Source organism: Erythrobacter sp. NFXS35 (assembly GCF_040148725.1).
In the GTDB taxonomy this organism is placed as follows: domain Bacteria; phylum Pseudomonadota; class Alphaproteobacteria; order Sphingomonadales; family Sphingomonadaceae; genus Erythrobacter.
This window is the reverse complement of sequence record NZ_JAGDEB010000003.1, coordinates 56,773-80,122: the sequence shown is the minus strand read 5'-3', so window position 1 is coordinate 80,122 and position 23,350 is coordinate 56,773. Positions and strand designations below refer to the sequence as shown.

At 64.4% G+C, this 23,350-nt stretch carries 23 protein-coding genes; 12 read left to right on the top strand and 11 right to left on the bottom strand.

The window, feature by feature from the left end; genetic code table 11:
* The first annotated feature begins 120 nt into the window (after window positions 1-120).
* Window positions 121-1,557, top strand: coding sequence for an aldehyde dehydrogenase family protein (locus tag J3454_RS11985; RefSeq protein ID WP_349514012.1), 1,437 nt, complete (start codon window positions 121-123; stop codon window positions 1,555-1,557).
* A gap of 99 nt (window positions 1,558-1,656) precedes the next feature.
* On the opposite strand, the gene J3454_RS11980 is transcribed toward J3454_RS11985, so the two are convergent.
* Both J3454_RS11980 and J3454_RS11975 read right to left on the bottom strand, forming a co-directional pair.
* Window positions 1,657-2,091 (bottom strand): hypothetical protein, encoded by a 435-nt coding sequence (locus J3454_RS11980; RefSeq protein ID WP_349514011.1) that lies wholly within the window; start codon window positions 2,089-2,091, stop codon window positions 1,657-1,659.
* Window positions 2,088-2,291 carry a hypothetical protein gene (locus J3454_RS11975; RefSeq protein WP_349514010.1) on the bottom strand — a complete coding sequence of 68 codons (204 nt, stop codon included), beginning with the start codon at window positions 2,289-2,291 and terminating at the stop codon, window positions 2,088-2,090. Before J3454_RS11975 ends, J3454_RS11980 begins: the two co-directional genes overlap by 4 nt.
* A gap of 123 nt (window positions 2,292-2,414) precedes the next feature.
* On the opposite strand from J3454_RS11975, the gene J3454_RS11970 reads away from it, so the two are divergent.
* Together J3454_RS11970 and J3454_RS11965 are read left to right on the top strand one after the other, a co-directional pair.
* Window positions 2,415-3,095 carry a LexA family transcriptional regulator gene (locus J3454_RS11970; RefSeq protein WP_349514009.1) on the top strand — a complete coding sequence of 227 codons (681 nt, stop codon included), beginning with the start codon at window positions 2,415-2,417 and terminating at the stop codon, window positions 3,093-3,095.
* Window positions 3,096-3,135: 40 nt separating this feature from the next.
* Window positions 3,136-3,777 (top strand): MBL fold metallo-hydrolase, encoded by a 642-nt coding sequence (locus J3454_RS11965; protein WP_349514579.1) that lies wholly within the window; start codon window positions 3,136-3,138, stop codon window positions 3,775-3,777.
* A gap of 97 nt (window positions 3,778-3,874) precedes the next feature.
* Here the strand turns inward: J3454_RS11965 and J3454_RS11960 are convergent, their stop codons facing one another.
* Complete coding sequence (locus tag J3454_RS11960) at window positions 3,875-4,270, bottom strand: MAPEG family protein (protein WP_349514008.1); 396 nt, start codon at window positions 4,268-4,270, stop codon at window positions 3,875-3,877.
* A 240-nt stretch (window positions 4,271-4,510) separates the two neighbouring features.
* Between J3454_RS11960 and rpmF the strand changes: the two genes are divergently transcribed.
* The 5 genes from rpmF (at window position 4,511) to J3454_RS11935 (ending at window position 7,692) form a co-directional block, all read left to right on the top strand.
* Window positions 4,511-4,687, top strand: coding sequence for a 50S ribosomal protein L32 (gene rpmF, locus J3454_RS11955; RefSeq protein WP_296720492.1), 177 nt, complete (start codon window positions 4,511-4,513; stop codon window positions 4,685-4,687).
* 38 nt (window positions 4,688-4,725) lie between these two features.
* Window positions 4,726-5,817, top strand: coding sequence for a phosphate acyltransferase PlsX (plsX, locus tag J3454_RS11950; RefSeq protein ID WP_349514007.1), 1,092 nt, complete (start codon window positions 4,726-4,728; stop codon window positions 5,815-5,817).
* The gene (locus J3454_RS11945; RefSeq protein WP_349514006.1) at window positions 5,814-6,788 is read left to right on the top strand and encodes a beta-ketoacyl-ACP synthase III; all 975 of its coding nucleotides are present in this window, start codon (window positions 5,814-5,816) and stop codon (window positions 6,786-6,788) included. Before plsX ends, J3454_RS11945 begins: the two co-directional genes overlap by 4 nt.
* A 140-nt stretch (window positions 6,789-6,928) precedes the next feature.
* Window positions 6,929-7,228, top strand: coding sequence for an integration host factor subunit alpha (locus J3454_RS11940; RefSeq protein WP_198157200.1), 300 nt, complete (start codon window positions 6,929-6,931; stop codon window positions 7,226-7,228).
* Between the two features lie 32 nt (window positions 7,229-7,260).
* Entirely contained in the window at window positions 7,261-7,692 is a 432-nt protein-coding gene (locus tag J3454_RS11935; protein ID WP_349514005.1) for a MerR family transcriptional regulator, read from the top strand.
* A 3-nt stretch (window positions 7,693-7,695) separates the two neighbouring features.
* Here the strand turns inward: J3454_RS11935 and J3454_RS11930 are convergent, their stop codons facing one another.
* The 4 genes from J3454_RS11930 to J3454_RS11915 all read right to left on the bottom strand — a co-directional run bounded on the left by J3454_RS11930 (window position 7,696) and on the right by J3454_RS11915 (window position 13,301).
* Complete coding sequence (locus tag J3454_RS11930) at window positions 7,696-11,118, bottom strand: chromosome segregation SMC family protein (RefSeq protein WP_349514004.1); 3,423 nt, start codon at window positions 11,116-11,118, stop codon at window positions 7,696-7,698.
* 31 nt (window positions 11,119-11,149) lie between these two features.
* Window positions 11,150-11,896, bottom strand: coding sequence for a thioredoxin domain-containing protein (locus J3454_RS11925; RefSeq protein WP_349514003.1), 747 nt, complete (start codon window positions 11,894-11,896; stop codon window positions 11,150-11,152).
* A gap of 89 nt (window positions 11,897-11,985) precedes the next feature.
* Window positions 11,986-12,753, bottom strand: a complete 768-nt coding sequence (locus J3454_RS11920; protein WP_349514002.1) for a DsbA family protein — start codon at window positions 12,751-12,753, stop codon at window positions 11,986-11,988.
* Window positions 12,750-13,301 carry a DUF721 domain-containing protein gene (locus J3454_RS11915; RefSeq protein WP_349514001.1) on the bottom strand — a complete coding sequence of 184 codons (552 nt, stop codon included), beginning with the start codon at window positions 13,299-13,301 and terminating at the stop codon, window positions 12,750-12,752. The genes J3454_RS11920 and J3454_RS11915 overlap by 4 nt, the downstream gene beginning before the upstream one ends.
* 29 nt (window positions 13,302-13,330) lie before the next feature.
* On the opposite strand from J3454_RS11915, the gene J3454_RS11910 reads away from it, so the two are divergent.
* The gene (locus tag J3454_RS11910; protein WP_349514000.1) at window positions 13,331-14,374 is read left to right on the top strand and encodes an A/G-specific adenine glycosylase; all 1,044 of its coding nucleotides are present in this window, start codon (window positions 13,331-13,333) and stop codon (window positions 14,372-14,374) included.
* On the opposite strand, the gene J3454_RS11905 is transcribed toward J3454_RS11910, so the two are convergent.
* Window positions 14,371-14,592, bottom strand: a complete 222-nt coding sequence (locus J3454_RS11905) for a hypothetical protein (RefSeq protein ID WP_349513999.1) — start codon at window positions 14,590-14,592, stop codon at window positions 14,371-14,373. The genes J3454_RS11910 and J3454_RS11905 overlap by 4 nt on opposite strands.
* A 116-nt stretch (window positions 14,593-14,708) precedes the next feature.
* Between J3454_RS11905 and J3454_RS11900 the strand changes: the two genes are divergently transcribed.
* From J3454_RS11900 to J3454_RS11890, 3 genes are read left to right on the top strand one after another with little or no spacing between them, the layout of a single operon-like run.
* Window positions 14,709-16,025, top strand: a complete 1,317-nt coding sequence (locus J3454_RS11900) for a serine hydrolase domain-containing protein (protein ID WP_349513998.1) — start codon at window positions 14,709-14,711, stop codon at window positions 16,023-16,025.
* Entirely contained in the window at window positions 16,025-16,915 is an 891-nt protein-coding gene (nudC, locus tag J3454_RS11895) for an NAD(+) diphosphatase (protein WP_349513997.1), read from the top strand. The genes J3454_RS11900 and nudC overlap by 1 nt, the downstream gene beginning before the upstream one ends.
* Complete coding sequence (locus J3454_RS11890; RefSeq protein ID WP_349513996.1) at window positions 16,912-17,619, top strand: DsbA family oxidoreductase; 708 nt, start codon at window positions 16,912-16,914, stop codon at window positions 17,617-17,619. The genes nudC and J3454_RS11890 overlap by 4 nt, the downstream gene beginning before the upstream one ends.
* A 176-nt stretch (window positions 17,620-17,795) precedes the next feature.
* On the opposite strand, the gene J3454_RS11885 is transcribed toward J3454_RS11890, so the two are convergent.
* The 3 genes from J3454_RS11885 to J3454_RS11875 form a co-directional block, all read right to left on the bottom strand.
* The gene (locus tag J3454_RS11885) at window positions 17,796-21,125 is read right to left on the bottom strand and encodes a TonB-dependent receptor domain-containing protein (protein WP_349513995.1); all 3,330 of its coding nucleotides are present in this window, start codon (window positions 21,123-21,125) and stop codon (window positions 17,796-17,798) included.
* Between the two features lie 441 nt (window positions 21,126-21,566).
* Window positions 21,567-22,274: a hypothetical protein gene (locus tag J3454_RS11880; RefSeq protein ID WP_349513994.1), complete on the bottom strand. Its 708-nt coding sequence runs from the start codon at window positions 22,272-22,274 to the stop codon at window positions 21,567-21,569.
* 28 nt (window positions 22,275-22,302) lie between these two features.
* Window positions 22,303-23,310, bottom strand: a complete 1,008-nt coding sequence (locus tag J3454_RS11875; RefSeq protein WP_349513993.1) for a sterol desaturase family protein — start codon at window positions 23,308-23,310, stop codon at window positions 22,303-22,305.
* Window positions 23,311-23,350: the final 40 nt, after the last annotated feature.

Sequence of the window (23,350 nt, the reverse complement as noted above, 5' to 3'; positions counted from 1 at the left end):
GCTGCAAATCCCCCTCCCGCTTGCGGGAGGGGTCAGGGGAGGGTGCGTTGTCGAACGGTGCTCGCCTCCCAAGGCCCACCCCCGGCCCCTCCTGCAAGCGGGAGGGGGGAAGGATGCCCGATGAAATTGAAAGACACCTACCCGCTGTATCTCAACAACAAGGCGGCGCAGCCCAACACCGATCTTGCGGTGACGGACAAGTACACCGGCGAGGTCGCGTTCCGCACCGCGTTGGCGACCCCCGATGTGATCGAGGAGGCGATTGCGGGCGCGGTGCGTGCGGCCGAGCCGATGGCGAAGCTGGCGTCCTACGAGAAGCAGGACGTGCTGATGCACTGCGTCGCGCGGTTCCGTGAGCGGTTCGACGAATTGGCCTACGCGCTGTGCGTCGAGGCGGGTAAGCCGATCAACGATGCCGAAGGCGAGGTTACGCGGCTGATCGACACCTTCCGCATTGCCGCCGAGGAATCGGTGAGGAACTACGGCGAAGTCCAGCCGCTCGATATTTCGGCGCGGGCCAAGGGTTACATGGGGATGTGGAAGCGCGTGCCGATTGGGCCGTGCAGCTTCATCTCGCCGTTCAATTTCCCGCTCAATCTCGCCGCGCACAAGATCGCGCCGGCCATCGCGATGGGCTGCCCCTTCGTGATGAAGCCCGCATCCAAGACCCCGCTGGGTGCGATCATCATGGGCGAGGTGCTGGCGGAGTGCGACGTGCTGCCCGAAGGCGCATTCAGCATCCTGCCCGCCAGCCGCGACGGCGCGGACCTGTTCACCGAAGACGAGCGCCTGAAACTGCTCTCCTTCACCGGCTCGCCCGGCGTGGGCTGGGACCTGAAGGCGAAGGCGGGCAAGAAGAAGGTGGTGCTCGAACTCGGCGGCAATGCGGCGGTGGTGATCGACAAGGACGCCGATCTCGACGACGCGCTGGAGCGCGTGATCTTCGGCGCGTTCTACCAGTCGGGCCAGTCCTGCATCGGGGTGCAGCGCATCCTGATCCACGCGGCTGTGTATGAACGCTTCAAGGACATGCTGGTCGCCAAGACCAAGACGCTGGTGGCGGGCGATCCCAAGGACCGCGACACCTTCATCGGTCCGATGATCTCCGACAGCGAGGCGAAGCGGCTCAAGTGCTGGATCGACGAGGCGGTGGATGCTGGCGCGAGCCTCCTTTGCGGCGGCGGCCTCAGCCGCGGGAATATGCTCGAAGCGACGCTGCTGGAGAACGTGCCCGCCGGTGCCAAGGCACGCGACGAGGAAGCCTTCGGTCCGCTCGCGATCCTGCAACGCTTCGAAGATTTCGATGCCGCGCTGGAGGAGGTCAACGACTCGCGCTTCGGCTTGCAGGCGGGCATCTTCACCCGCGACCTGTTCCAGATGTTCGACGCGTGGGACCGGCTCGACGTGGGCGGCGTGGTGATCAACGATGTCCCGAGCTACCGCGTCGACAACATGCCCTACGGCGGCGTGAAGGACTCCGGCCTGGGCCGCGAAGGCATCCGCTTCGCCATAGAGGACATGAGCGAGATCAGGAACCTGGTGGTGCGGCGCACTTAACAACATCGCCTCCCCGGCCTCCGAGCCGGGGCCCCGCTTCTTCTTCGCGGCAGGAAGTCAGCGGGGTCCCGGGTCAAGCCCGGGAAGGCGGGTGTGTTATCACACGTCCTCCAGCAACAGCAGAACCGCTGTCACCTCCAGCCGCTCCATCGCGCCGAAGCGGTGGTCGACTGCGGTAACGGTCGCATCGGCGACCAACTGGCCGGGCAGGGTGAATTCGTGATCGGGCAGGCGCTCGATCAACTCCTCGCCGCCTGCCACGGCTTCTGTTCCGGAGAACTCCAGCACTACCTCGTGGCGGGTGCCCGAAAAGGTGATCGAGGCCCAGGCCTTCTCCTCGTGGGCGAGCACCGTTCCGCTGCCGCCGGTCAATTGCATCAGCGCGGTGCGCACCCGGTCGGCCGTGGTGCGGCGCGGGCGGAAACCGGCGCGCAAGGGTTGGCGGGCCGCCGACTTCATTTCAAGGTCAAGATCGGCGCCCAGATTGGCAAAGGCGTGGGCGAAGGGATCGCGGTGCGATTCGGTCAGCATCATGCGGCCTCCTTCATTTCGGCTGCGGCGCGGTCGGCATAGCCCTGCATCCATGCGCGGGTGCGCAGTTCGGTATCGGGGCGGGGGATGCGGCCCATGCGCAGATCGAGCACGAAGCGCGGGTCATGGGCAGCGAGCCGCCCGAACTTGGTGGCGGGCATGGAATGCTCACGCAGGAAGATTTCGATTTTCCGAAGCAGCATGGTTTTGCGTCCCTGTTGAGTGCTTGGAGGGTGGCGATCACCGGGCGAATCGCTCGATGTTCCTTAAATGTTCCAGTTGATTTCCTACTTGTCTAGGAAAAATCCTAGGTGTAGGATATTTCCATGGTTACCGACCCGCAAAACCTCCGTCACGGCCCTGATGGCCCTCGCGCCCGGCTCCTCGAATTGTCGCAGGAGCGCGGGGTGAGCCTTGCGGCTCTGTCGGAACTGCTCGGGCGCAATCCTTCCTATCTGCAGCAATTCATTCGCAAAGGTAGTCCGCGCAAACTGGAGGAACGGGACCGCGCGACGCTCGCCCGCTTCCTTGGTGTGGGGGAGAAGGAATTGCGCGAGGCGAAGGATATATCCTTCGCACAAACCTCCAAGCGGCGCGAATCGGGCGCGTGGGTGGACGTGCCCCGGCTCGATCTGGGCGCGTCGGCGGGGCCGGGCGCGGTCGCGGGCGGGGAGGATGCGTTCGACACCTTCCGCTTCTCGCGCCGCTGGCTCGCCGAACAGGGATTGGAAAGCGCGCACCTTTCCGCGATCCGGGTCGAGGGGGATTCGATGGAGCCGCTGCTGAATGACGGCGACGAAATCCTCGTCGACCGTTCACCCCGCCCGTTCCGCGACGGCATCCATGTGGTGCGCGTTGGCGAAACGCTGATGGTAAAACGCATCGCCAGCGCCGGGCCGGGGCGGATTGCGCTGCTCTCCCAGAACTTCGCCTACCCGCCGGTCGAAGTGGCGGCGGATGAGGTGGCGATCATCGGGCGGGTTGTGTGGAAGGGGGGGCGGGTTTAAGCCTGCCTCCATGACCGACGCCCCCAAACCGCTCCCCCCTATGCGCGCCGCGATCATTCCGGTGACGCCGCTGCAGCAGAACTGCTCGCTGATCTGGTGCACCAAGACAATGAAAGGCGCACTGGTCGATCCCGGCGGCGATCTGGACAAGCTGAAAGAGGGCGTCGCCAAGGCGGGCGTGACCCTCGAAAAGATCCTCGTCACCCACGGGCACCTCGACCATTGCGGGCAGGCCGGGATGCTGGCCGAGGAACTGGGGCTCGACATTGAAGGCCCGCACGAGGACGACCGCTTCTGGATCGAGCAGCTCGACGATGACGGCCCGCGCTGGGGGATGGTCGCCAAAAGCTTCGAACCGACCCGCTGGCTCCACCACGGCGACACGGTGACGGTGGGCGATCTGACGCTCGACGTGATCCACTGCCCCGGCCACACGCCCGGCCACGTGGTGTTCTTTCATGCGCCCAGCCGCTTCGCGATCGTCGGCGATGTCTTGTTCCAGGGCAGCATCGGCCGCACGGACTTCCCCCGCGGCAATCATCAGGATCTGATCGACAGCATTACCCAGCGTCTATGGCCGCTCGGCGAGGACGTGATGTTCATTCCCGGCCACGGCCCCACCAGCACCTTTGGGCGCGAGCGCAAGACGAACGCGTTTGTGAGCGACTATGCGCTAAGCTGAATTCTCGTCATTGCGAGGAGCCGAAGGCGCCGCGGCAATCCAGAGCGTCTCGCGCGCCACTCTGGATTGCTTCGCTCCGCTCGCAATGACGACGTGCCTACATCACCCCCATAACAATCAGCACCGCAGCCACCGCAAGGCCAACCTGCACCAGCATCGTCAGCAGCGTGCCGATCATCCGCCCGATCTTGGCCTTGCCGCCGTCCATTCCGAACCCGTGCGCCACGCGGCCGATGAAGTATGCCGCTGCCACGTAGGCCAGCCACCAGCTGCCCCGGCCTGCCAGCTCGATCGCGCCGATCAGCACCAGCACGAAGGCAGTATTCTCGACATAGTTGAGCTGCGCCCGCATCCGCCGCTGCAACGGCTCGCTCCCTCCATCGCCCACACTGATGCCGAGCGCGGTCCGCAGCGCGCCGATGCGGATCGACAGCCAGATATTGAGTATCGCCGCTGCCGCCGCTGCGGCCAGCGTCACAGGAAGTACAGTCATGAAAGGATCCCCTGATGATTTCTTCGCCAGTGCTAGGGCCACTGCACACCGCTTGCAACGCGCGAATTTTGCGTTATAGCGCCCGCCTTCCCGCCACTGCTGGCCAAGGAATACACGCAAGGGCTGCGGCTTGTGCGTGACGCTTCCTTGCCGTAAGGGCGGCCTTTGAGAATCACGCCGTCGCTATCAACAGGGCCGGTGGCGCAGGCAAACGCAAATATTCGAGGAATTGGTGCCACCATGGCTGTCCCCAAGAGAAAAGTATCCCCCAGCCGTCGCGGTATGCGTCGTTCACACGACGCGCTGAAGGTCGAAGCCTTCGGCGAATGCGGCAACTGCGGTGAACTGAAGCGCCCGCACAACATCTGCGGCCATTGCGGCCACTACAACGGGCGTCAGGTTGTCGCCGTCGGCTGATCGCCGTTGGCTCAGACAATAGACCGGAGATTAGCACGATGAACTTGCCGCGTATCGCCGTTGACGCGATGGGCGGGGATGAAGGCGTGCGCGTGATGGTTGAAGGCGCGGCGCTCGCCCGCCGTCAGCACGAGGACTTCAAGTTCCTGTTGGTCGGTGATGAAAAACGCATCGCCGCCGCACTCGACAATCACCCCGGCATGCGCGGGGCTTCCGAAATCCTCCATTGCGAAGGCGTGGTGGGCGGCGATGAACTGCCCAGCCGTGCGATGCGCCGTGCCAAGACCACCAGCATGGGCCTGACCGTTAATGCCGTGAAGACCGGCGATGCCGGAGCCGCCGTCAGTGCGGGCAATACCGGCGCGCTGATGGCAATGAGCAAGATTGCGCTGCGCACCCTGCCGGGCATTGATCGTCCGGCGCTGGCCGCAATCATGCCGACCTTGCAGGCGCATGACGTGGTGATGCTCGATCTGGGCGCCAATACCGAAGCCGATGCCCGTAATCTGGTGCAGTTCGCCGTGATGGGCGCGGCCTATTCGCGGATCGTCAACGGCTTCGAACGCCCGGTCGTCCGGCTGCTCAATATCGGTACCGAGGAAATCAAGGGCACCGAGGAACTGCGCGATGCCGCCGCGATGCTCACTGCCGCTTCCGCGCGGGAAGATGGCGGGCTGGCGTTGATGTTCGACGGGTTTGTCGAAAGCGACAAGATCAACCGGGGCGAGACCCATGTGGTTGTGACCGATGGTTTTTCCGGCAACATCGCGTTGAAGGCAATCGAAGGATCGGCGCGCTTTGTCACCGATCTGCTGCGGCAGGCGTTCACTTCATCGCTGCGGTCGAAGATCGGGTTTCTGGTGTCGCGCCCGGCGACCGAGTTGCTCAAGCACCATCTCGATCCCAACAACCACAATGGCGCGGTATTTCTCGGCCTCAACGGCGTGGTGGTGAAAAGCCACGGTAGCGCCAATGCCAAGGGTGTTGCCAATGCGGTGGCGGTCGCGGCGCGACTGCTGGAAAACAAGCTTACCGAGCGGATCGCGCACGACCTGTCGCAATTGGGCGAGGGCGCGCTGGGCCAGAACAGCCGGATTTCCGGGCCCAAGGGCGGCGAGGCCGCGGCATGAACGGTTCGCGATTGCTGGGAACCGGATCGGCGCTTCCCGCCAAGGTGGTGACCAATGCCGAGCTGGCCGAACGCGTTGAAACGTCCGACGAATGGATCGTCGAACGCACCGGCATTCGGCAGCGCTACATTGCAGGCGAGGGCGAAACCACCGCCACACTGGCGACCGCGGCAGCGCGCGCGGCGCTGGCTGATGCGGGCGTCGATGCGTCGAGCATCGGACTGATCGTGCTCGCCACTGCCACGCCGGACAACACCTTCCCGGCCACCGCCACCAAGGTGCAGGCCGCGTTGGGCTGCAATGGCGGGATCGCCTTCGATGTCGCGGCAGTGTGTTCGGGCTTTCTTTATGCTCTCGCCACTGCCGACTCGCTGCTGCGCACCGGCATGGCAAAACGCGCGCTGGTGATCGGGGCGGAAACCTTCAGCCGCATCCTCGACTGGGAAGACCGCACCACCTGCGTGCTATTCGGTGACGGGGCTGGAGCCGTCGTGCTCGAAGCGCCCTCTGGCGGGGACAGCGGCAAGGATGCGCCTGGCATCATCGCAAGTCGGCTGCATGCGGATGGTGCGTGCCATGATCTGCTCTATGTCGACGGTGGCCCTTCGACCACGCAGACCGTCGGTCATGTGCGGATGCGCGGGCCCGAAGTGTTCCGCCATGCCGTAGTCAATCTTTCAAGCGTGCTCAGGGAAGTGCTTGAAGAAACAGGTGTTACCGCTGACGAGATCGATTGGGTGGTGCCGCATCAGGCCAATGCGCGGATCCTGGATGCGACGGCGAGGAAGCTCGGGATCGCGGCCGAAAAGGTGATCGTAACGGTGGATCGCCACGCCAACACTTCGGCAGCATCGGTGCCACTGGCGCTCGATGTGGCGCGCAAGGATGGGCGAATCAAGCCGGGCGATCTGGTCATGCTGGAGGCCATGGGTGGCGGCTTTACCTGGGGGGCCAGCCTGATCCGGCTGTGAGGCGTGCCGGTATGGTGACGCGAGAAAGCTAACACAGTTGCTGAAAACTCAACATTATCTGCGTCATCACATTGCAAACCTGATGAAAAATTGTAAGCTAAGGGTCTTCGGATGGGTCGCGCCAACGAAGGAGAAAGCGCATGATGCGTTCGGTAGGAACTTTGACTCGCGCCGATCTGGCGGAAACCATCAATCGCAAAATGGGTTTCAGCCGGGCGGAATCCCTTGAAATGGTCGAATCGATCCTCGGCAAAATGAGCGATGCTTTGGCGCGGGGCGAAAACGTCAAGATTTCGGGGTTCGGCAGCTTCGTGTTGCGCGACAAGAACGAACGGATCGGCCGCAATCCCAAAACCGGGGTGGAAGTGCCGATCACACCGCGCCGGGTGATGACCTTCCGCGCGAGCCAGCTGCTCAAGGAACGCATTGCCAAAGGCTGATGCTCCAAGGAGCGCGCAGAGGATGGGGTCTGATGACCGAGTTCGGTGACGGGAAAGACGAAGGCGCGCTGCGCACCATCGGCGAAGTCAGCGAGGCGCTCGGCATCAAGCCCCACGTGCTGCGTTACTGGGAACAGCAGTTCCCGTTGCTCAAACCGCTCAAGCGCAGCGGTGGGCGGCGCTATTACCGGCCCAGCGATGTCGCCATGGTCGCGGCGATCGATCGGCTGGTCAACCGTGAAGGCTATACCCTCAAAGGCGCCGAAGCTGTGCTGCGCGCCGCTGGCAAGGGCGATCTCGATCGCCGCACACAGGATCGCCGCGCCGGTGATCGCAGGGCCGAGGTCGAGCCTGCTCCCGCGCCGGGCATTCGCCTGATGGTGACGGAAGTTGCGGACATTGGCGAAACCATTACCGCGCTGAAGGCGATCCGCGCACGTCTGGCAGCGGCGCTCGAAGCGTAGGTCTTACTCCGCCGCCAGCAGCGCGGCCTCTCCCAGATCGACGCTGACGAGGCGCGAGACGCCCTTTTCCGCCATCGTCACCCCGAATAATCGGTGCATGCGGCTCATCGTCACCGCGTTGTGGGTAACGATCAGGTAGCGGGTCGTGGTGGTGCGAACCATCGAATCGAGCAGGTCACAGAAACGTTCGACATTGGCGTCGTCCAGCGGCGCGTCGACTTCGTCGAGCACGCAGATCGGCGCGGGGTTCGTGAGGAACAGCGCGAAGATCAGCGCGGTCGCGGTCAAGGCCTGCTCGCCGCCTGACAGCAAGGACAGCGATTGCAGCCGCTTACCGGGCGGCTGGGCGTAGATTTCCAGCCCCGCCTCCAACGGATCATCACTATCGACCAGCGCCAGATGCGCTTGCCCCCCTTCGAACAACCGGGTGAACAGCACGCGGAAATGCCCATCGACTTCCTCGAAAGCGGCGCGCAACCGTTCGCGACCCTCGCGGTTGAGATTGCCGATCGAGCCGCGCAGGCGGGCGATGGCTTCGACCAGTTCGGCCTGCTCGCTGGCGCTGCTGCCATGCTCGCCCTCGATCCGCGCCAATTCCTCGGCGGCGACGAGGTTGACCGGCCCGATCCGCTCCCGCGAGGCGGTGAGGCGTTCCAGTTCCTCGGATTCGCTGCTGGCGGGCGCAATATCCTCTTCGCCGAAGCCGAAGCGTTCGCCCAGCAGCGGGGGCGGGCACTGGAACCGCTCGCCGGAAATCCGCGCGAGTTCAGTGCGCCGCGATTCCTCGTTCTCGGCCCGCGCGGCGAGGCTGGCGCGGCCTTCGCGGGCCTGCGCCAGCGTTTCGGTGCGGGCGGCGAGGTCCGCGTCAGCTGCGCGTTGGCGGGTCTCGGCCTCGCGCATTGCGGCCTCGGCAGCGCTGAGTTCGGCGGTGAGGCGCGTGCGGGTGGCTTCGCCCGCTTCGATCTCGGCGGTGAGTGCGGCGGGCTTGGCCGCGTGGACGGCGCGGTCCTCGGCGATTTCGGCCAGTCTGCGCGCCGTTTCGGCCATGCGCCGCTCGGCATCGCTGGACCGCGCCTTCCACCCGGCTTGCTCGGCCTGCTGCGCTGCGAGCCGTTCCCGCGCGACGGCCAGCGCCTGATCCTGCGCGGCAAGTTCGGCCAGTGCGGCCTGCACGGCGCTGCGGGCGGCGGCGTTCTTCGCTTGCGCCGCTTCCAGTGACGCACGCCCGGCATCGCGCGCGGGCAGGCGCTGGCGCTGCGCGTTCGCAGTGGCCAGATCATCCTTTGCGGCGGCGAGCTGCATCTCGGTCTCGCCGGCACTGGCGGCGAGTTCCGCCAGCCTTGCAGCGAGCCGTTCCTTGGCGGCTTCGGCTTGGTCGAGCCGCCGCAGCGCCTGCCGTTCGGCTTCGATCGTACCTGCGAGGCTGCGTTCCTGTCCGACCAGCGCGGTCTGGAGCGCGGCCAGTTCCTCGCGCACCGCCTTGTCCTCGGCCTCGGCATTGGTAGCGGCATCGCGCAAGGGCGGCAGTGAGGCGTCGAGTTCGGCAAAGCGGTTGGCAGCCTCCAGCTGCGCCGCCTCTGCCGCGCCTTCGCCGCGCGCAATGAACCCGTCCCAGCGGCGCAGGTGTCCGGAGCGGGTCACCAGCCATTCGCCAGGGCCAAGCGTCCGGCCATCGTCGTTGTCCGCGCAATGCACCAGGGCAAGACGCGCGGCGAGTTCCGGCGGGCAATCGCCCATATGGGCGAGCAGGCTGTCTGCCACCTGTGCAGGCGCATCGGCCCCGGTCCAGAACCGCCCATCCTGCGCCGCTGCGGGCGCGCCGAGGGGCGACTTGCCATCGCGCCCCAGCACTGCGGCGAGCGCGCGTTCATAGCCCGGCTCCACCCGCACGCGGTCAAGCGCAGTGGCCATCCCCCGCCGCCCGGCCTCCCGCTTGGCCCGCGCATCGCGGTCGCGGGCGAGAGCGGCATGTTCGCGCTCGATCCCGGCGAGTTCGGCGCGGGCGGCGGCAAGCGCGCTGGCGGCTTTGTCGCGCAGCATCTGCAATTCGCCCTTGCGCGCCTGATCGGCATCGAGTTTTTCGCGCAGCCGCGCCACCTCGCCCGCGGCAGTCTCAGCCGACGCGCGTGCGGCGATGACATTGGCTTGCGGATCGCCGTTTTGCGCCAGTTCGGCTCGGGTGCGAGCGATCCGTGCCATGTCGCCCTCGACCCGCGCGAGCCGCGCTTCGGCCTGTTCGACCGCCGCTTCGGCCACGCGCCATTCGGCCTCGACCCCGGCGTGATCGGCGGTCGCTTTCGCTAGCGCCAGTTCGGCGGCGCGGCTGGCGCGTTCGGCGTCCTCGGCGCGGTTGGCGAGCGCGGGGCGCGCGGCATCGGCCTCGGTCACGGCGCTGCGGCTGGCGGTGACTTCGTTTTCGAGCCGCGCCAAGGCCTCGACCGCGCTGCTGGTCAGCCGGTCGGCATCCTTGCGGTCTTCCTCCAGCCGGGTCTGCTGGCGGGTGAGATCGGCAAGGCGGGTTTCGGCAGCTTCGAGCTTTTCGGACAGCGCGGCCATGCGGTGCCCGTGGGCGCTGGCATCGTCGCGCCGGTCGGCGAGTTCATCGCGTGCTGCGGCGAGGGCTTGTGCGGCTTCGGCCTGTTCTTTCTGTGCAGCCGCGACCAGGCCTTGCGCCTCTGCGACCGCGGCGTTGGCACCCTCTGCAGCCGCGCGCGCTTCCTTGGCGGCGAACGCGGCCTCGCGCCAGCGGGCGAACAGCAGCCGGGCCTCGGCAGCCTGAATCCGGTGGGTCAGTTCGGTGTAACGTTCGGCCTGCTTGGCCTGCCGCTTCAGCGAGGACATCTGCGCGTCGAGCCCGGCCATCAGGTCGTCAAGCCGGGCAAGGTTCGCCTCCGCCCCGCGCAGCTTGCTTTCGGCGTCCTTGCGGCGGACGTGCAGACCGGCGATCCCGGCGGCTTCTTCCAGCATCGCGCGGCGTTCTGCCGGGCGGGCGGCGATCACGGTGGCGATCTTGCCCTGACTCACCAGCGCCGGCGAATGCGCGCCGGTAGCGGCATCGGCGAAGGTTAGCGCGACATCCTTGGCGCGCACATCACGGCCATTGACGCGGTAGGCGCTGCCCGCGCCGCGCTCGATCCGGCGGGTGACCACCAGTTCATCATCCGCATCGTCGCTGGCGTGCAGCACCACTTCGGCAAAGTCTCGCGGCGGGCGGGTGGAGGTGCCCGCAAAGATCACGTCTTCCATACCGCCCGACCGCAGCGATTTGGCCGAGGTTTCCCCCATCACCCACCGGATTGCTTCAAGCAGGTTGGACTTGCCGCAGCCATTGGGGCCGACGACCCCGGTCAGGCCGGGTTCGATACGCAATTCCGCCGGCTCGACAAAGCTCTTGAACCCCGTGAGCTTGAGCCGGTGGAACTGCATCAGGTTATCGCCGCGCCCCCCGCGTCTTGCCTTAGCGCGCGCCGGCGCGCTGCAGCAGCGGTTCGAGCTGATCCCAGGAATTGACGTCGAGCTTCTTGCCGTTGAGCAGGAAGGTCGGGGTAGCGTTGATGCCCAGTTCTTCGGCCTGGTTCTGCGACGCTTCGGCAATCGCCTCCACTGCCTCGGTATCGGCCAGGCAGGCGCGCGACTGATCGGCACTCAGCCCGCGTGCGGCGAAGTAATCGATCAGCCCAGCGGATTGGGCGATGGTGATGAAGCGCTGATCGACCGGCTGGCTCCCGGCGGACTGGTAGAGCGCCTGATTGGCGTCGACCTGCGCAAAAATATCGTTGAGCGAGGCCCAGGCCTGATCGGACAGCGGCTGCATGTTCTCCTTCGCCCCGCACCGCACCAGAGTGGCAATGGTGAGGTCGATCGGATCGCGCACCAGATTGCGCAGTTCGAAACTGACATTGCCGGTGGGGATGTATTTCTCTTTCAGCGCCGGTTTGGCGGTGGCGGCGAAGTTGGCGCAGGCCCCGCAGGTGTGCGAGGCATATTCCACCAGCTTCAGCGGGGCATCGGGATTGCCGATCATGTAGCCGCCTTCGGGCGTCACGGTCACGGTGTTGGCCCAGCTGGTGCCTTCGGGCGCGGCGACTGCGGGCAAGGGCTCGCCGCTCGCAACCCCGCCGGGGGCGGCGGCATCATCACAGCCGGCGAGAGCGAGCGGGGCGGCGGCAAGCAGGCCGAGCGCGGAAAGGCGGGTGAGTTTCATCGAAGACGTCCTTGGAACATGAGATCAAAAGAATAGCCGCGGGTGCGCCGTGCCAGCAAGGCCGCAGGCGGACGCTGTGAATAACTGGATCAGCCGCCGCCGGATTCGTCGGCGACATCCGGGGCGAACCGAGCCGAAAGCAGCGGGTACAGCCCGGCCCAGCTGTGGACGTCGACGAGCAATTGGTCGTCGAGCGCGAAGCTGGGCGTGACCGCAACTTTCAATTCGAGCCGGTCCGCAGCGCCGTCGTTCACCAGCTTCTGCGCCGCCACGTCGTCCATCACGCAGGCATTCACATCGGCGATCCACTGGCCGCGCTGCACCAGCATGTCGATGAGGCCAAGCGCGCTCGCGGCACTCATCCGCGATGCCTTGTCAGCCCGCGACCAGATCGCCTTCTGGCTTTGCGGCGCATTCTGGAACTTCGCGAGCCACTGGCTCTGACCATACATGAAGGCGCGGTGGCGATCCTTGAAGCCCGCCGGATCGCCACACTGGGCGAGCAGCGAAACGGTAAGGTCCAGCGCGTTGCGGATCACCGGCCGCACTTCCACCGCCATTTTGCCCGGCGTAAGCAAGGTAATGTCGATCGCCGGTTCGCCTTCCATCGCGAAGCTGGCGCAGTGGCTGCAGGTATAGCTGATGAATTCGATCAGGCGGGTATCGGCTTCGGGATTGCCGATCAGGTGACCGCGATCGGTGCGGGCAATGGCCGCGCTCCAATTGCCCTGAGGACTGACGCCATCAAAGGCGCTGCGGGATTGGTCGAGGGTCTGCTGCGCGGCTGTGGGCGCTGCCAGCGCGATAAGCGCGGCGGCCAATCCGGCACCAACGGCTGTGAGCGGGCGCAAGATCATGGAAAGTCCTGTTCCTTATCCGGTGTTTCGTTATCGCCAAAGCTGCGGGCGAGAGATTCCAGCACGGTGCGCAGTTCCGGATCGCCGATATCGCGCAAACTGTCGCCCAGTTCCAGCGGGATGGGTTTCAGCGAAGGCGGCGCCTTGGCGGGCTTGTCGGCAAGGGCGGGCTTGACCGCGCCCTGCCGCAGCTTGACCCGCGCCACCGCCTTGTAGCCAAAGAAGCGGTTCACCCGGTCGATGATTTCCGGGACGACCTGCTGGATCAGCGGCGCATGGGCGGGAACCACAACCAGTTGCAGGATGCCTTCCGCCTTCTCGCCGGGCGGGAAGCGGATCGCTTCGGGACTGCAGATGCGGGCGTGGGTGGGGCCGACGATTTCCGGCCAGCGGGTGACGACCGAGCTTTGCACGAAGCCGAAGCGGCGAAACGCGGTGCGGCCGATTTCGGGCATCAGGTCGCCGATGGCGCGCGCACCCCTGCCGCGCGGCCTCGTGTAAGGCTTGGTCATGCCAGACTTGGCCGGAGGTTTCTTGTCGCTTCCCATGATTGCGCCTGCCATGCCATAGGCGGGACGTGACTGCCAGTATCTCCGACATTTTGCTTGGCTGGTATGATGGCCACGCTCGCGATCTGCCGTGGCGCAATCCGCCCGGAAATCCGCCGCCGGATGATCCGGCGTGGCCGTACCGCGTCTGGCTGTCCGAGGTCATGCTTCAACAGACCACCGTGGCGGCGGTGAAGCCTTACTTCGCGAAGTTCACCGCACGCTGGCCGACGGTCGAGGCGCTGGCCGCCGCGCCTGAGGATGATGTCATGGCGGCATGGGCGGGGCTGGGCTATTACTCGCGTGCCCGCAATCTGGTGAAGTGCGGGCGCGAAGTGGCAGCACGCGGCGGCTTTCCCTCCACCGAGGCGGAATTGCGCCGCCTTCCGGGTCTGGGCGATTATACCGCCGCGGCCATCGCGGCGATTGCGTTCGGTCAGCGGGCGGTGGTGGTCGATGCGAATGTCGAGCGGGTCGCAGCGCGATTGTTTGCGATTGACGAACCCTTGCCCGCAGCGCGCAAGGCGATCCGCGCTGCTACCGGCACGATCACCCCTCACATCAGGGCCGGCGACTTTGCACAAGGCATGATGGACCTCGGGTCGCAGATCTGCACCAGCAAGGCGCCGCGCTGCCTGCTTTGCCCGTTACGCGAGCTTTGCGCAGGCTATGCCGCTGGCGATCCGGAACGTCTGCCGGTCAAGCCAGCAAAAAAGCCTGTGCCCGAGCGGCGTGGCACGGCATTCTGGATGACGCGCAACAAGGGCGCCGAGGTGTGGCTGGTCACCCGCCCGGACAGCGGGATGCTGGGCGGGATGCGGGCGCTGCCCGATGATGGCTGGAGCGCGCAAGACAATGGCTCTGGCGTTCCGCCGGTGGCAGGCGAGTGGCGTACACTGGGGGCTGTGCGGCACGGTTTTACCCATGCGCAACTGACACTGGAGGTCATCGCCCTCCACACGGACATCCCGCCCGAGGGCGAGGGTCAATGGTGGCCGATCGAGGGGATCGACAACGCGGGGCTGGCGACGCTGTTCGCCAAGGCGGCGCGACTGGCGGTGGCGAGCGTCTAGAAGAAGCCGCCGCCGAGCATCAGGCGAACCGCGGCAATCAGCAGCACGACGAGGCAGAAATTGCGCCCGCCGTCCTTGGAAGACAGCGCACCGATGATGATCCCGAGCACGATCAGCGGCAGAGCGAACCAGTTGGCCCAGCCCAAAAGCGGGATCTGCGCCGGGATGACGATCACGAGGCTGATGAGGCCGATGAGAAAGGCAAGTGCGTTGAGCATGTGTCTTATATGCCTACCACACCGTCCCTTTGCAAGTCCGCAGACCGTTCCCGCAATTGACCCGTGCGCCCGGCTGCCCCAGACAAGGGATCAAAGCCTCTCGGAGATTCTGCACCATGACCCCCCAAGAATGCCAAGCCGCTGTCCTCTCCCGCCGCACCCTGTTCCGTGGCGGATCGTTACTGGCGGCGGGCGCAGCTCTGTCCGGGCTGCCATTCGGACGTGCGCTGCTGGCGCATGATGTCTCGGAGAACTGGCGCAACGTCGCCGCGCTGGCCAATCGCTACGTGGCCGAACGCAAGGTCGCCAACATGTTGCTGACCTTCGGCTGGGGGCGGCAGCCGCACGCCCATACCGTCGGCGGTGGCACGCTGTCGCTCGCACGGCCGACCCCGGTGGACGAGAACTCCCTGTTCCGCATCTATTCGATGTCGAAGCCGATCACCGGCATGGCAACAATGATCCTGATCGATGAAGGCAAGCTGGGGCTGGATCAGCCGCTGCACGATATCCTGCCCGCCTTCCGTGACATGCAGGTGCTGGTCGATCCCGAAGGCCCGCTGGACAACACCGTGCCTGCCGAACGTCCGATCACCATCCGCCAGTTGCTCACCCATACCGCAGGGCTGGGCTATCAGGTCGTCAGCAAAGGTCCGCTGCTCGATGCCTATAATCAGGCTGGGCTCGTCGGCGGCCGGGTAAGCCGGATGCCGATCCCCGGCTTTCCCCCGGTCACGCCCGCGCCGGGTCTGGAAGCCTTCGCCGATCGCCTCGCGGAACTGCCGCTGATGTATCAGCCCGCGACCACGTGGAGTTATTCGGCCAGCATCGATCTGCTCGGCCGGGTGATCGAGGTGGCGAGCGGGATGGATTTCGAGGCGTTCCTGCGCCAGCGCATCTTCGAACCCTGCGGGATGACCAGCACATGGATGCAGGTGCCGCAAAGCGAGGCTGCGCGGCTCACCGACAATTACGGCATTATTGCCGGCAATGCCTTCCCCATCGATCCGGGGGTCAATTCGATTTTCCTCGATCCGCCCGAAGTGCCCGCAGGCGGCGGCGGGTTGGTGTCCAGCCCGAAAGATTATGACCGCTTCCTGCGGATGCTGCTTGGCTACGGCACCATCGACCGGGTGCGGGTGATGAGCTTGGAGGCGGTGCGGGTCGGCACGTCGAACCTTTTGCCTGCCACGGTCGATACCAGCGGCAGCTGGATGGCGGGGCAGGGCCACGGCGCGGGCGGTCGGTCGGTCGGGCAGACCTTCGGCTGGGGCGGGGCGGCCGGCACGCTGGCGGCGGTCGATTACGGATTGAAGCTGCGTTCCACCCTGTTCACCCAGTACATGCCGTCTGAAGCCTATCCGGTGCGCGACGAATTCCTGGCCGCGATGGAGGCCGATCTGGCGGCGATGCGCGGCAAAAAGGCAGCTTGATGCCGGTTGCCCACGTGCCTTCTGCGGCAATGGCCTTCGCCGGATCGCCGATCGACCGGGCGGACAATATCCGGGTCGATCCGGCGGCGCTCGGCAATCTCATGAACTGGCGCGCGCGGGTGCTGAATCTCGACGGTTTGCTGCCTGAATTCGATGATGACGGGCGGCTGCTGTGGCACACGCTGGCCGATGTGGAGCCAGATGCGGAACTGGTGTTCCTCGGGATGCTGGACGACCGCGCGCATTTCGCGCCGGTTCCGGTCGAAGGCGCAAGCGGCCCCGCCATGCCGCGGGCGTGGCAGGTCATGCAGATGCTGCGGCCCGAGGAACTGGCAATTTATGGAGGGGCGCGCAGCCTAATCGATTGGCACGCGCGCCACCGCTTCTGCGCCAGTTGCGGTGCGGCGACGAAGCTGGCCAAGGGCGGCTGGCAGCGCAATTGCGAAGCTTGCGGCGCCCAACATTTCCCGCGTACCGATCCGGTAACCATCATGCTGGTCGAACACGAGGGCAAGTTGCTGTTGGGCCGCCAGCCGCGCTTTCCGCCGCGGATGTATTCGGCGCTGGCAGGCTTCGTCGAACCGGGCGAGACCATCGAGGAAGCGGTCGCGCGCGAAGTTCACGAAGAAGCGGGCCTGCGGGTGCGCGACGTGCGCTATATCGCCAGCCAGCCGTGGCCGTTCCCCAGCCAGCTGATGATCGGTTGCACCAGCGTGGCCGACGATCCGGAAATTACCATCGACCGCACAGAACTGGACGATGCCCGCTGGTTCACCCGCGCCGAACTGGAGGATGCCCGCGCCGCCGGGCCGGATGGCAACGAACTGCTGATCTTCCCGCAGAAATTCGCGATTGCCCATCACCTCATCACATGGTGGCTCGACAGGTGACACCCGAAGCTCCCCACGCCCTCACGATCGACATCTATTCCGATGTCATGTGTCCGTGGTGCCTGATCGGCTACGGACAGCTGACCAAGGCGCTGGCCGAACTCGACGGCGAGATCGCGGCGGAAATCCGTTGGCGACCGTTCGAACTAAACCCGCAGATGCCTGCCGAGGGCGAGGAGCAGGAAGCCCACCTTCAGCGCAAATATGGACGGTCTGCAGAAGAAGGCGCTGGCCTGCGTGGTCGGATGAAGGCGATTGCCGAAGCGGCGGGCGTCTCGCTGTCCTACGAGGGAGAGGGCGACGCACCGCCCGCGATGATGTGGAACACGAGGCTGTGCCACAAGCTGCTGGCCTTCGCGCTCGAACAAGCGGGGCCGCAGGTTCAGACCGAATTGAAGCTCGCGCTGTTCCGCGCCCATTTCAACCGGCGCGAGAGGCTGGGGGATCGCAGCGTGCTGCTCGATATCGCCGCCAGCGTCGGCCTGCACCGAGAAGCGGCCAAGGCGGCGCTCGACGATCCGGATCTGGAAGCCCGCGTGTTGGCCGAGGAGCACGAGGCGTGGGACATGAACATCGCCGGGGTGCCGGCGATGATCGTTGCCAATGCTTCGGGGGTGAAGTTCCTGATCCCCGGCGCGCAGGAACCCGAGGTCTATGTCAACGCCTTGCGCCGCGTGGCAGCAAAAAGCCGAACCTTGCACTAAGGCTTTCCGCGTCCGCCAGTCGAGGCGGGGGCGGCGTGTCCGGCGTCAACTGCGCAAACAGCGACAGGCCCGGTCAGGTCCTGACCCGGCAACGAAAGCAAGCCCGTAAACGAAAGAAAAGGGGCGCGAAGGTCATTGCCTTCGCGCCCCATTCTTTGCGTTCAGTTCAAACCGGATCAGAACGATCCGGACACTCCGAGAAAGAAGAACCTGCCGCGTGGGCCGGCCGGACGGGACAGACTGCCGAGGAAGGGTTCCGTATCAGTCAGGTTGTTGACACCGCCATAGATCTGGAAGCTTTCAGTCGCTTCGTAGCTGAGGCTGATGTCGTGCTCGAACCCGTCGCCGGTGAAGAGCTGGCGCGGATCGAGAACGCCCACGTTCGGCAACACTACAACTTCGCCGTCAACAATTTCGACGTCAGTCGCGGCATTGTTCGAGACTTGCAGCGTGGAATCTTCCCAGCGCGTGCGCCAGCCGATGTTGAACTTGTCGAACTCCCAGTTGACGCTGAAGTTCACAATCCAGTCCGGCACACCAATCACGCCAAGCAGATCGCTGTTGATTGCCTGATCGGTGATGAGCAACTGCTGTTGAACCGGATCGGGCTCATCGGCAATCGTCTGCTGGATGACAGGATCGCCTTCCGTGAACCGCTCGAGGAAGTGCGTGCCGGCAGCTCTCAGCGTAAAGCTGCCCCAGTCACCATTACCGAACGGCGCATCGAAGCTGTAGCGCGTTTCGAAGTCGATACCGCGGGCACGCAGAACCTGAAGGTTGATGTTGCCCGAGGTAAATCCGACAATCGCACCGCCGCGGTTGGGATCGCGCTCGATTGCATCGCAGAACTGGTTGTCTGTCGAAGGCAAGTCGACGCAGGCCGCCGCAATCGCCGCGCCGGTCAGACTGCCGACCGCGTCTTCGATTTCAATGTCGTAGTAATCGACGATGAAAACGAAGTTATCCAGTGCACCGCCGAAAACACCGCGCGGCTGGAAGATACCGCCGATGGTGAAGCTGTCTGAGGTTTCCTCCCTCAGCAGCGGGTTACCGCCGGTCGTGCCCGTGGAGAAGGCCGTCAGGAAGTCCTGCGAATCGAACCCGTCGACCACGAATTGCGCACAGTTTGTGACACGGTTGCTGGTTCCGAGCGTGATGTTGTTGTTGTCACAGGGGTCCTGATTGACCCCGATGGTGGCGATGGATTGCGGCGCGAACAGCTCCCCGATATTGGGTGCGCGGATGGCCCGCGAATAGGTGCCGCGGAAGGTCAACCAATCGACCGGGCTATACTGCCCTCCGAACGAATAGGTCTCGGTCGAGCCGATCGTGTTGTAATCCGAATAGCGACCGGCGGCCGTGACTTCGAGATTGTCGACAAACGGTATATCGCTGAGGATCGGGACACGAATTTCGCCGAACACTTCGTAAACGCTGATGCCTTCGCCGTTGAGCGGCGAATTGAACAGCGGCGCAGCGACGTTCTCGATCACACGGCCTTCGATCGATTCGAGGCGGTCACGCGTGAAGCGCGACTGGTCACGGCGATATTCGAAGCCTGCCGCGAAACCGATCGGTCCACCCGGCAATTCGAACAGATGTTCGGTATCGCCGGCGAGAACCGCAAGGAACTGCTGCTGTTCGATCACCGTGTCCTGCTTGATATCGACAAAGGCGAAATCGAGCGCGGCCCCCTGGCTCATGAAGTCACCCAGCAGATTCAGCGGTGCACAGGTGCCGTCACCGATCTGGAAGGTGACCGGGCGCGTCTGGCCATTTACCCTGACACCATTGATCGTGACTTCGTTGAGGATGTTATCATCATCATCGAATTCGGCGATGGGATATATCGGCGGACCGCCGACCAGGAACGGAGCGTTGGACGCTGACGGCAGCCCGGTGACTTCGGCGCGGCATACGATATCGCCAACCTGCGCATTGCCCGAGGTGATTTCGATGTCCGCGCCATTACGCACGGCCTTGAGCGTTCCCGAGCCGTTCTGGAAATTGAAGATCGGATCGATGCCGTCGATGTTGTCCTGTGAAAGAGCAACAGCGTCGAACGCGGTGAAGTAGCGATCGTTGAGACGCTGGCGGCGGCCTGTGTCGTCCACCTGAGTGCGGCCCCAGGTGTAGCTCGCTTCGAAGCTGACATTGCTGGCTGGCGCTTCCCAGCGCAGCCCGCCCGTCGCACGAATGGTCGACCGCTCGATATCGGTTCCGCGGCCCGTGTCAGAAGCGAGGTTATCGAGCGCTACGCCCACGAACGAGGTGCCAACTTCCGCAAGCTGATCCTGAAGTTGCGCCGGAAGGAAGGGATTGTCGCCCGAGAGGAAAAGGTCGTCGGCAAACGGAACGCCGGAGATATCGCTCGTCTCGACATAGGCGAACTTTGCATCGGCGAAGACCTTGATCGTGCTGGTGACCTCGTAATCCAGCCCTGCGGCGGCAACGACGCGGGTCGACTCTGGAATGAGCGTCAGGCCCGGGGCGTTGCCCGAAAAAATCCCGTCACCGCCGCTGGCATTAAAGGCGCCGGTCGAAAGACCAGGATTATAAGCGCGCAACTGCCCTGTCGCTGGATCGATAATTTGCAGGATAGGAATATTGGTCCCGGTGAAGTTCGGAACGGTGCTGGTTCCCGGAAGGAAGTTTTGGGCGACCCGCGGGCCGAAAGCCAGCCGATCGAACGGGAAGCCACCGACTGCGATGATGCCCTGAGCGCTGGAAACCGGAAGCCTGAAGTTGGGGATGAACGCATTCTCTGAAGCCGGGTCGAGGCCGAGCTGCTCGTTCAGGAACGCGTTGCTCTGGCCGAAATTGAACGACCCCGGCCCTGCGGCGAAGTCACGATCGCCTGCGAGGATTGCCGTGTTCTTCGAGTATTCGACGGCGAAAACGGCGCTACCCCGGCCGCCCTGGAAGGTTCCGCCCCCGGCAACCGAGCCATAAACTTCCTCGGAATCGCCCTTGTCGCTGATGCCGGTCTGGAGGCGGTACTCAAGACCGTCAAAATCGCGGCCCGTACGCGTGATGTAGTTGACCACGCCCGAAACGGCGTCGGCACCATAGACGCCCGATGCACCGCCCGTCAGCACCTGCACCTCGCGGATCAGTGCCTGAGGGATCGCGCCGACATCAACGGTGGCGGTCCCGGCGATACCGGGCACGTGGCGGCGACCATCCTGAAGGACAAGCGTTCTGTTTGCCCCCAGTCCGCGCAAGTTCAGGGTGCTGGCACCCGACAGCGCAAAGCCCTGCGCGCTGTCGAGGTTGGCCGGATCGGACCCTTGCAGCGCGGGAATCTCGCGCAGTGTCTGGGTGATATCGATTTCGCCAGAGTTCCTGAAATCCTCGGCAGTGATCACCTGAACGGGGCTGGCCAGCGTTGTCGTCGAATCGGTCGCGATACGCGACCCGGTCACGACGATCGCCGTATCTTCCTTTGGAGGCGCTGCTTCATCCGGTTCGGAAACTGATTGAGCCTGCGCGGCAAAAGGCATCATGCTTGCCGCCGCGAATAGGAGTGCACGGTGAGAGCTGCGGAAGTTCTTCATGGTAAAGCCCCATCTTCTTTTTAATATTTGTAACGCTTCGGCACGATGTTGTACGTGGAAATTCAGTCAGGCACGAGTATTGGTCCTCCGGAGACGGCTCCGGTGGATGGAACGAAACCCTGCACGTATCAGTGGCCCCGCGTATGTTATTCGCTGGTTTCCCAACAACCCGCACGCTTCCCCTGTCGTGCAAGATAACCTTCACATTGATGCAGTTTCGTAATGGCAGCTGCTATGGGGCATATGACTTATGCAGCCCACATGCAGTCAATCCGGCCGCTCAGTTGTGGCTTTCATGTCACGCCGACTATTTCAGCGGATTGCGGCAAGTGCTCGCCAAAGCCTCCACGCTCCCAATCGGCAGGGAGGCGCGCTCGGCAGGGAGAATGCTCAGCTTGCTTCTGGCTGCGGGGCAGGGGGTGCGCTCGCGGCGTGTTCGCCGGCGCCCTCCAACTCTGTTTGTCCGGTCGCCAGCACTGCGCGCAAGGTTCGCTTGAACAGGTATGGTTCCAGCACGCGGCCGACGAGGTAGATCAGGAAGAACAACCCGGCGAGCACATAGGCGCGGGTCGGATCGAATTTCTCCTTCTTCTCCTTGTCTTTGTCCTTTTCCTTGTCTTTCTTCTTGTTCGGATCGTCGGGCTCGGGCGCGCCGAGCAGCTTGTCGAGGGGGTGGAGTTCCCGCTTGACCTTCGGCTTCTCGGCCTCTTTGTCCTTTTCGGGCGCTTCGACCGCTTCGGCGTCGGCATTGTGCCACGCGTTCAGCGCTACCATCGTCTGCGCAAAACCGAGGAACAGCAGCGGCGCAAGGAAACAGAGCAGCAGCGCAGTGCTCGACACGTCGAACACCAGCCGTGAACGGCCGTCCTGCCGAACCAGCCGCAGCGTGCCGCGGGTGAAGGTGGCAAGCTTGTCCTGCGCGGCCGGGTTGTGCTTGGAATAGCCCAGCGTGTCACCCTCGACCGCATAGGCGCTGCCTGCAGTCTGGAACAGCGGATCGAGCCGGTCGAAAGCTTCTTCAGGCGTCAGCGGCTCATCGAGAACGACCTCGCCCCTGGCCCGCCAGATGCGGTCGATATACGGCAGATTGATATGCATGCTCAGTGACCGTCCCCGTCCTTCCGGATCACTCTGCAGGTTCCGGCTGGTGCGGCGCGGGCTCGGGCGTCCGGGCAGGCTTGCTCAGCCAGGCGCGGAAATCCTTGTAGGCTTCGGTGAAGGGGAACAGCATCGTCTCGCGGATATCCATCCGGCGCCCGCCTTCCATGCCCAGCAATTCGGCCTCACCATCGATGCAGGTGCCGAAGATGCGGTCCCAGATGATCCAGGTGCCCGAATAATTGCTGCGGGTCGCCTCGTAATCCTGCGAGTGGTGAACGCTGTGATGTTCGGTGGTGTTGAAGATGAACCGCCACCAGCGCGGTGTGTTGAACCGCACGTTGATGTGCTGATAGGTGCCCACGGCCATGCCGATGGCGCCAGCGATCAGGAAGGCGCGCGGCAGGAAGTCGAAGAATCCGCCGATGCCCAGCCCGATCAGGAACAGCTCGATCGGGTTGCCGACGTTGCCCTTGTTGATGTTGAGTTGGGTGATGTAGTGGTGCGGCGCGTGGGCCAGCCACAGCGGATACCAGTTGTGCATACCGCGATGCATCCAGTACTGGCCGAAATCGAAAATCATCGAAATCAGCAGCGCCTGCACCAACAGCGGCAGGCCGGTGAACCACGCGAACTTGTCCCAATCGAACGCGCCCTGAACAGCCCCAATCATGACGCCGTCGCCGATATAGGTATCGACCATCCGGAGCAGCGTGTAGCCCATGCCGACATAGAACACGTCGGTGGCGAATTCCTTCCAGGTCAGCTGCCAGCTGCGATAGCGCGGATTGACCCATTCCAGCCCCAGCAGGAACACCTTGAAGCCGAGGCCGATGATGATGCCGATCGATGCCAGCGCCCATTCATTGGGCGCATAATACCAGAACGCGATCAGGCCGAACAGCACAGCCGGCTGGAAGTGGGTGAAGATGAACTGCTTGATCGGCCCGCCTTCGACGCGGCCGATATTGTCCCAGCCAACCGTTACCGGCGCATCAGCGCCGATGATCCGATTTCCAACCCGTACTCCGGCCATTGCGCACTCCAATCACATATTCTCGTCTTCGATCATGCTT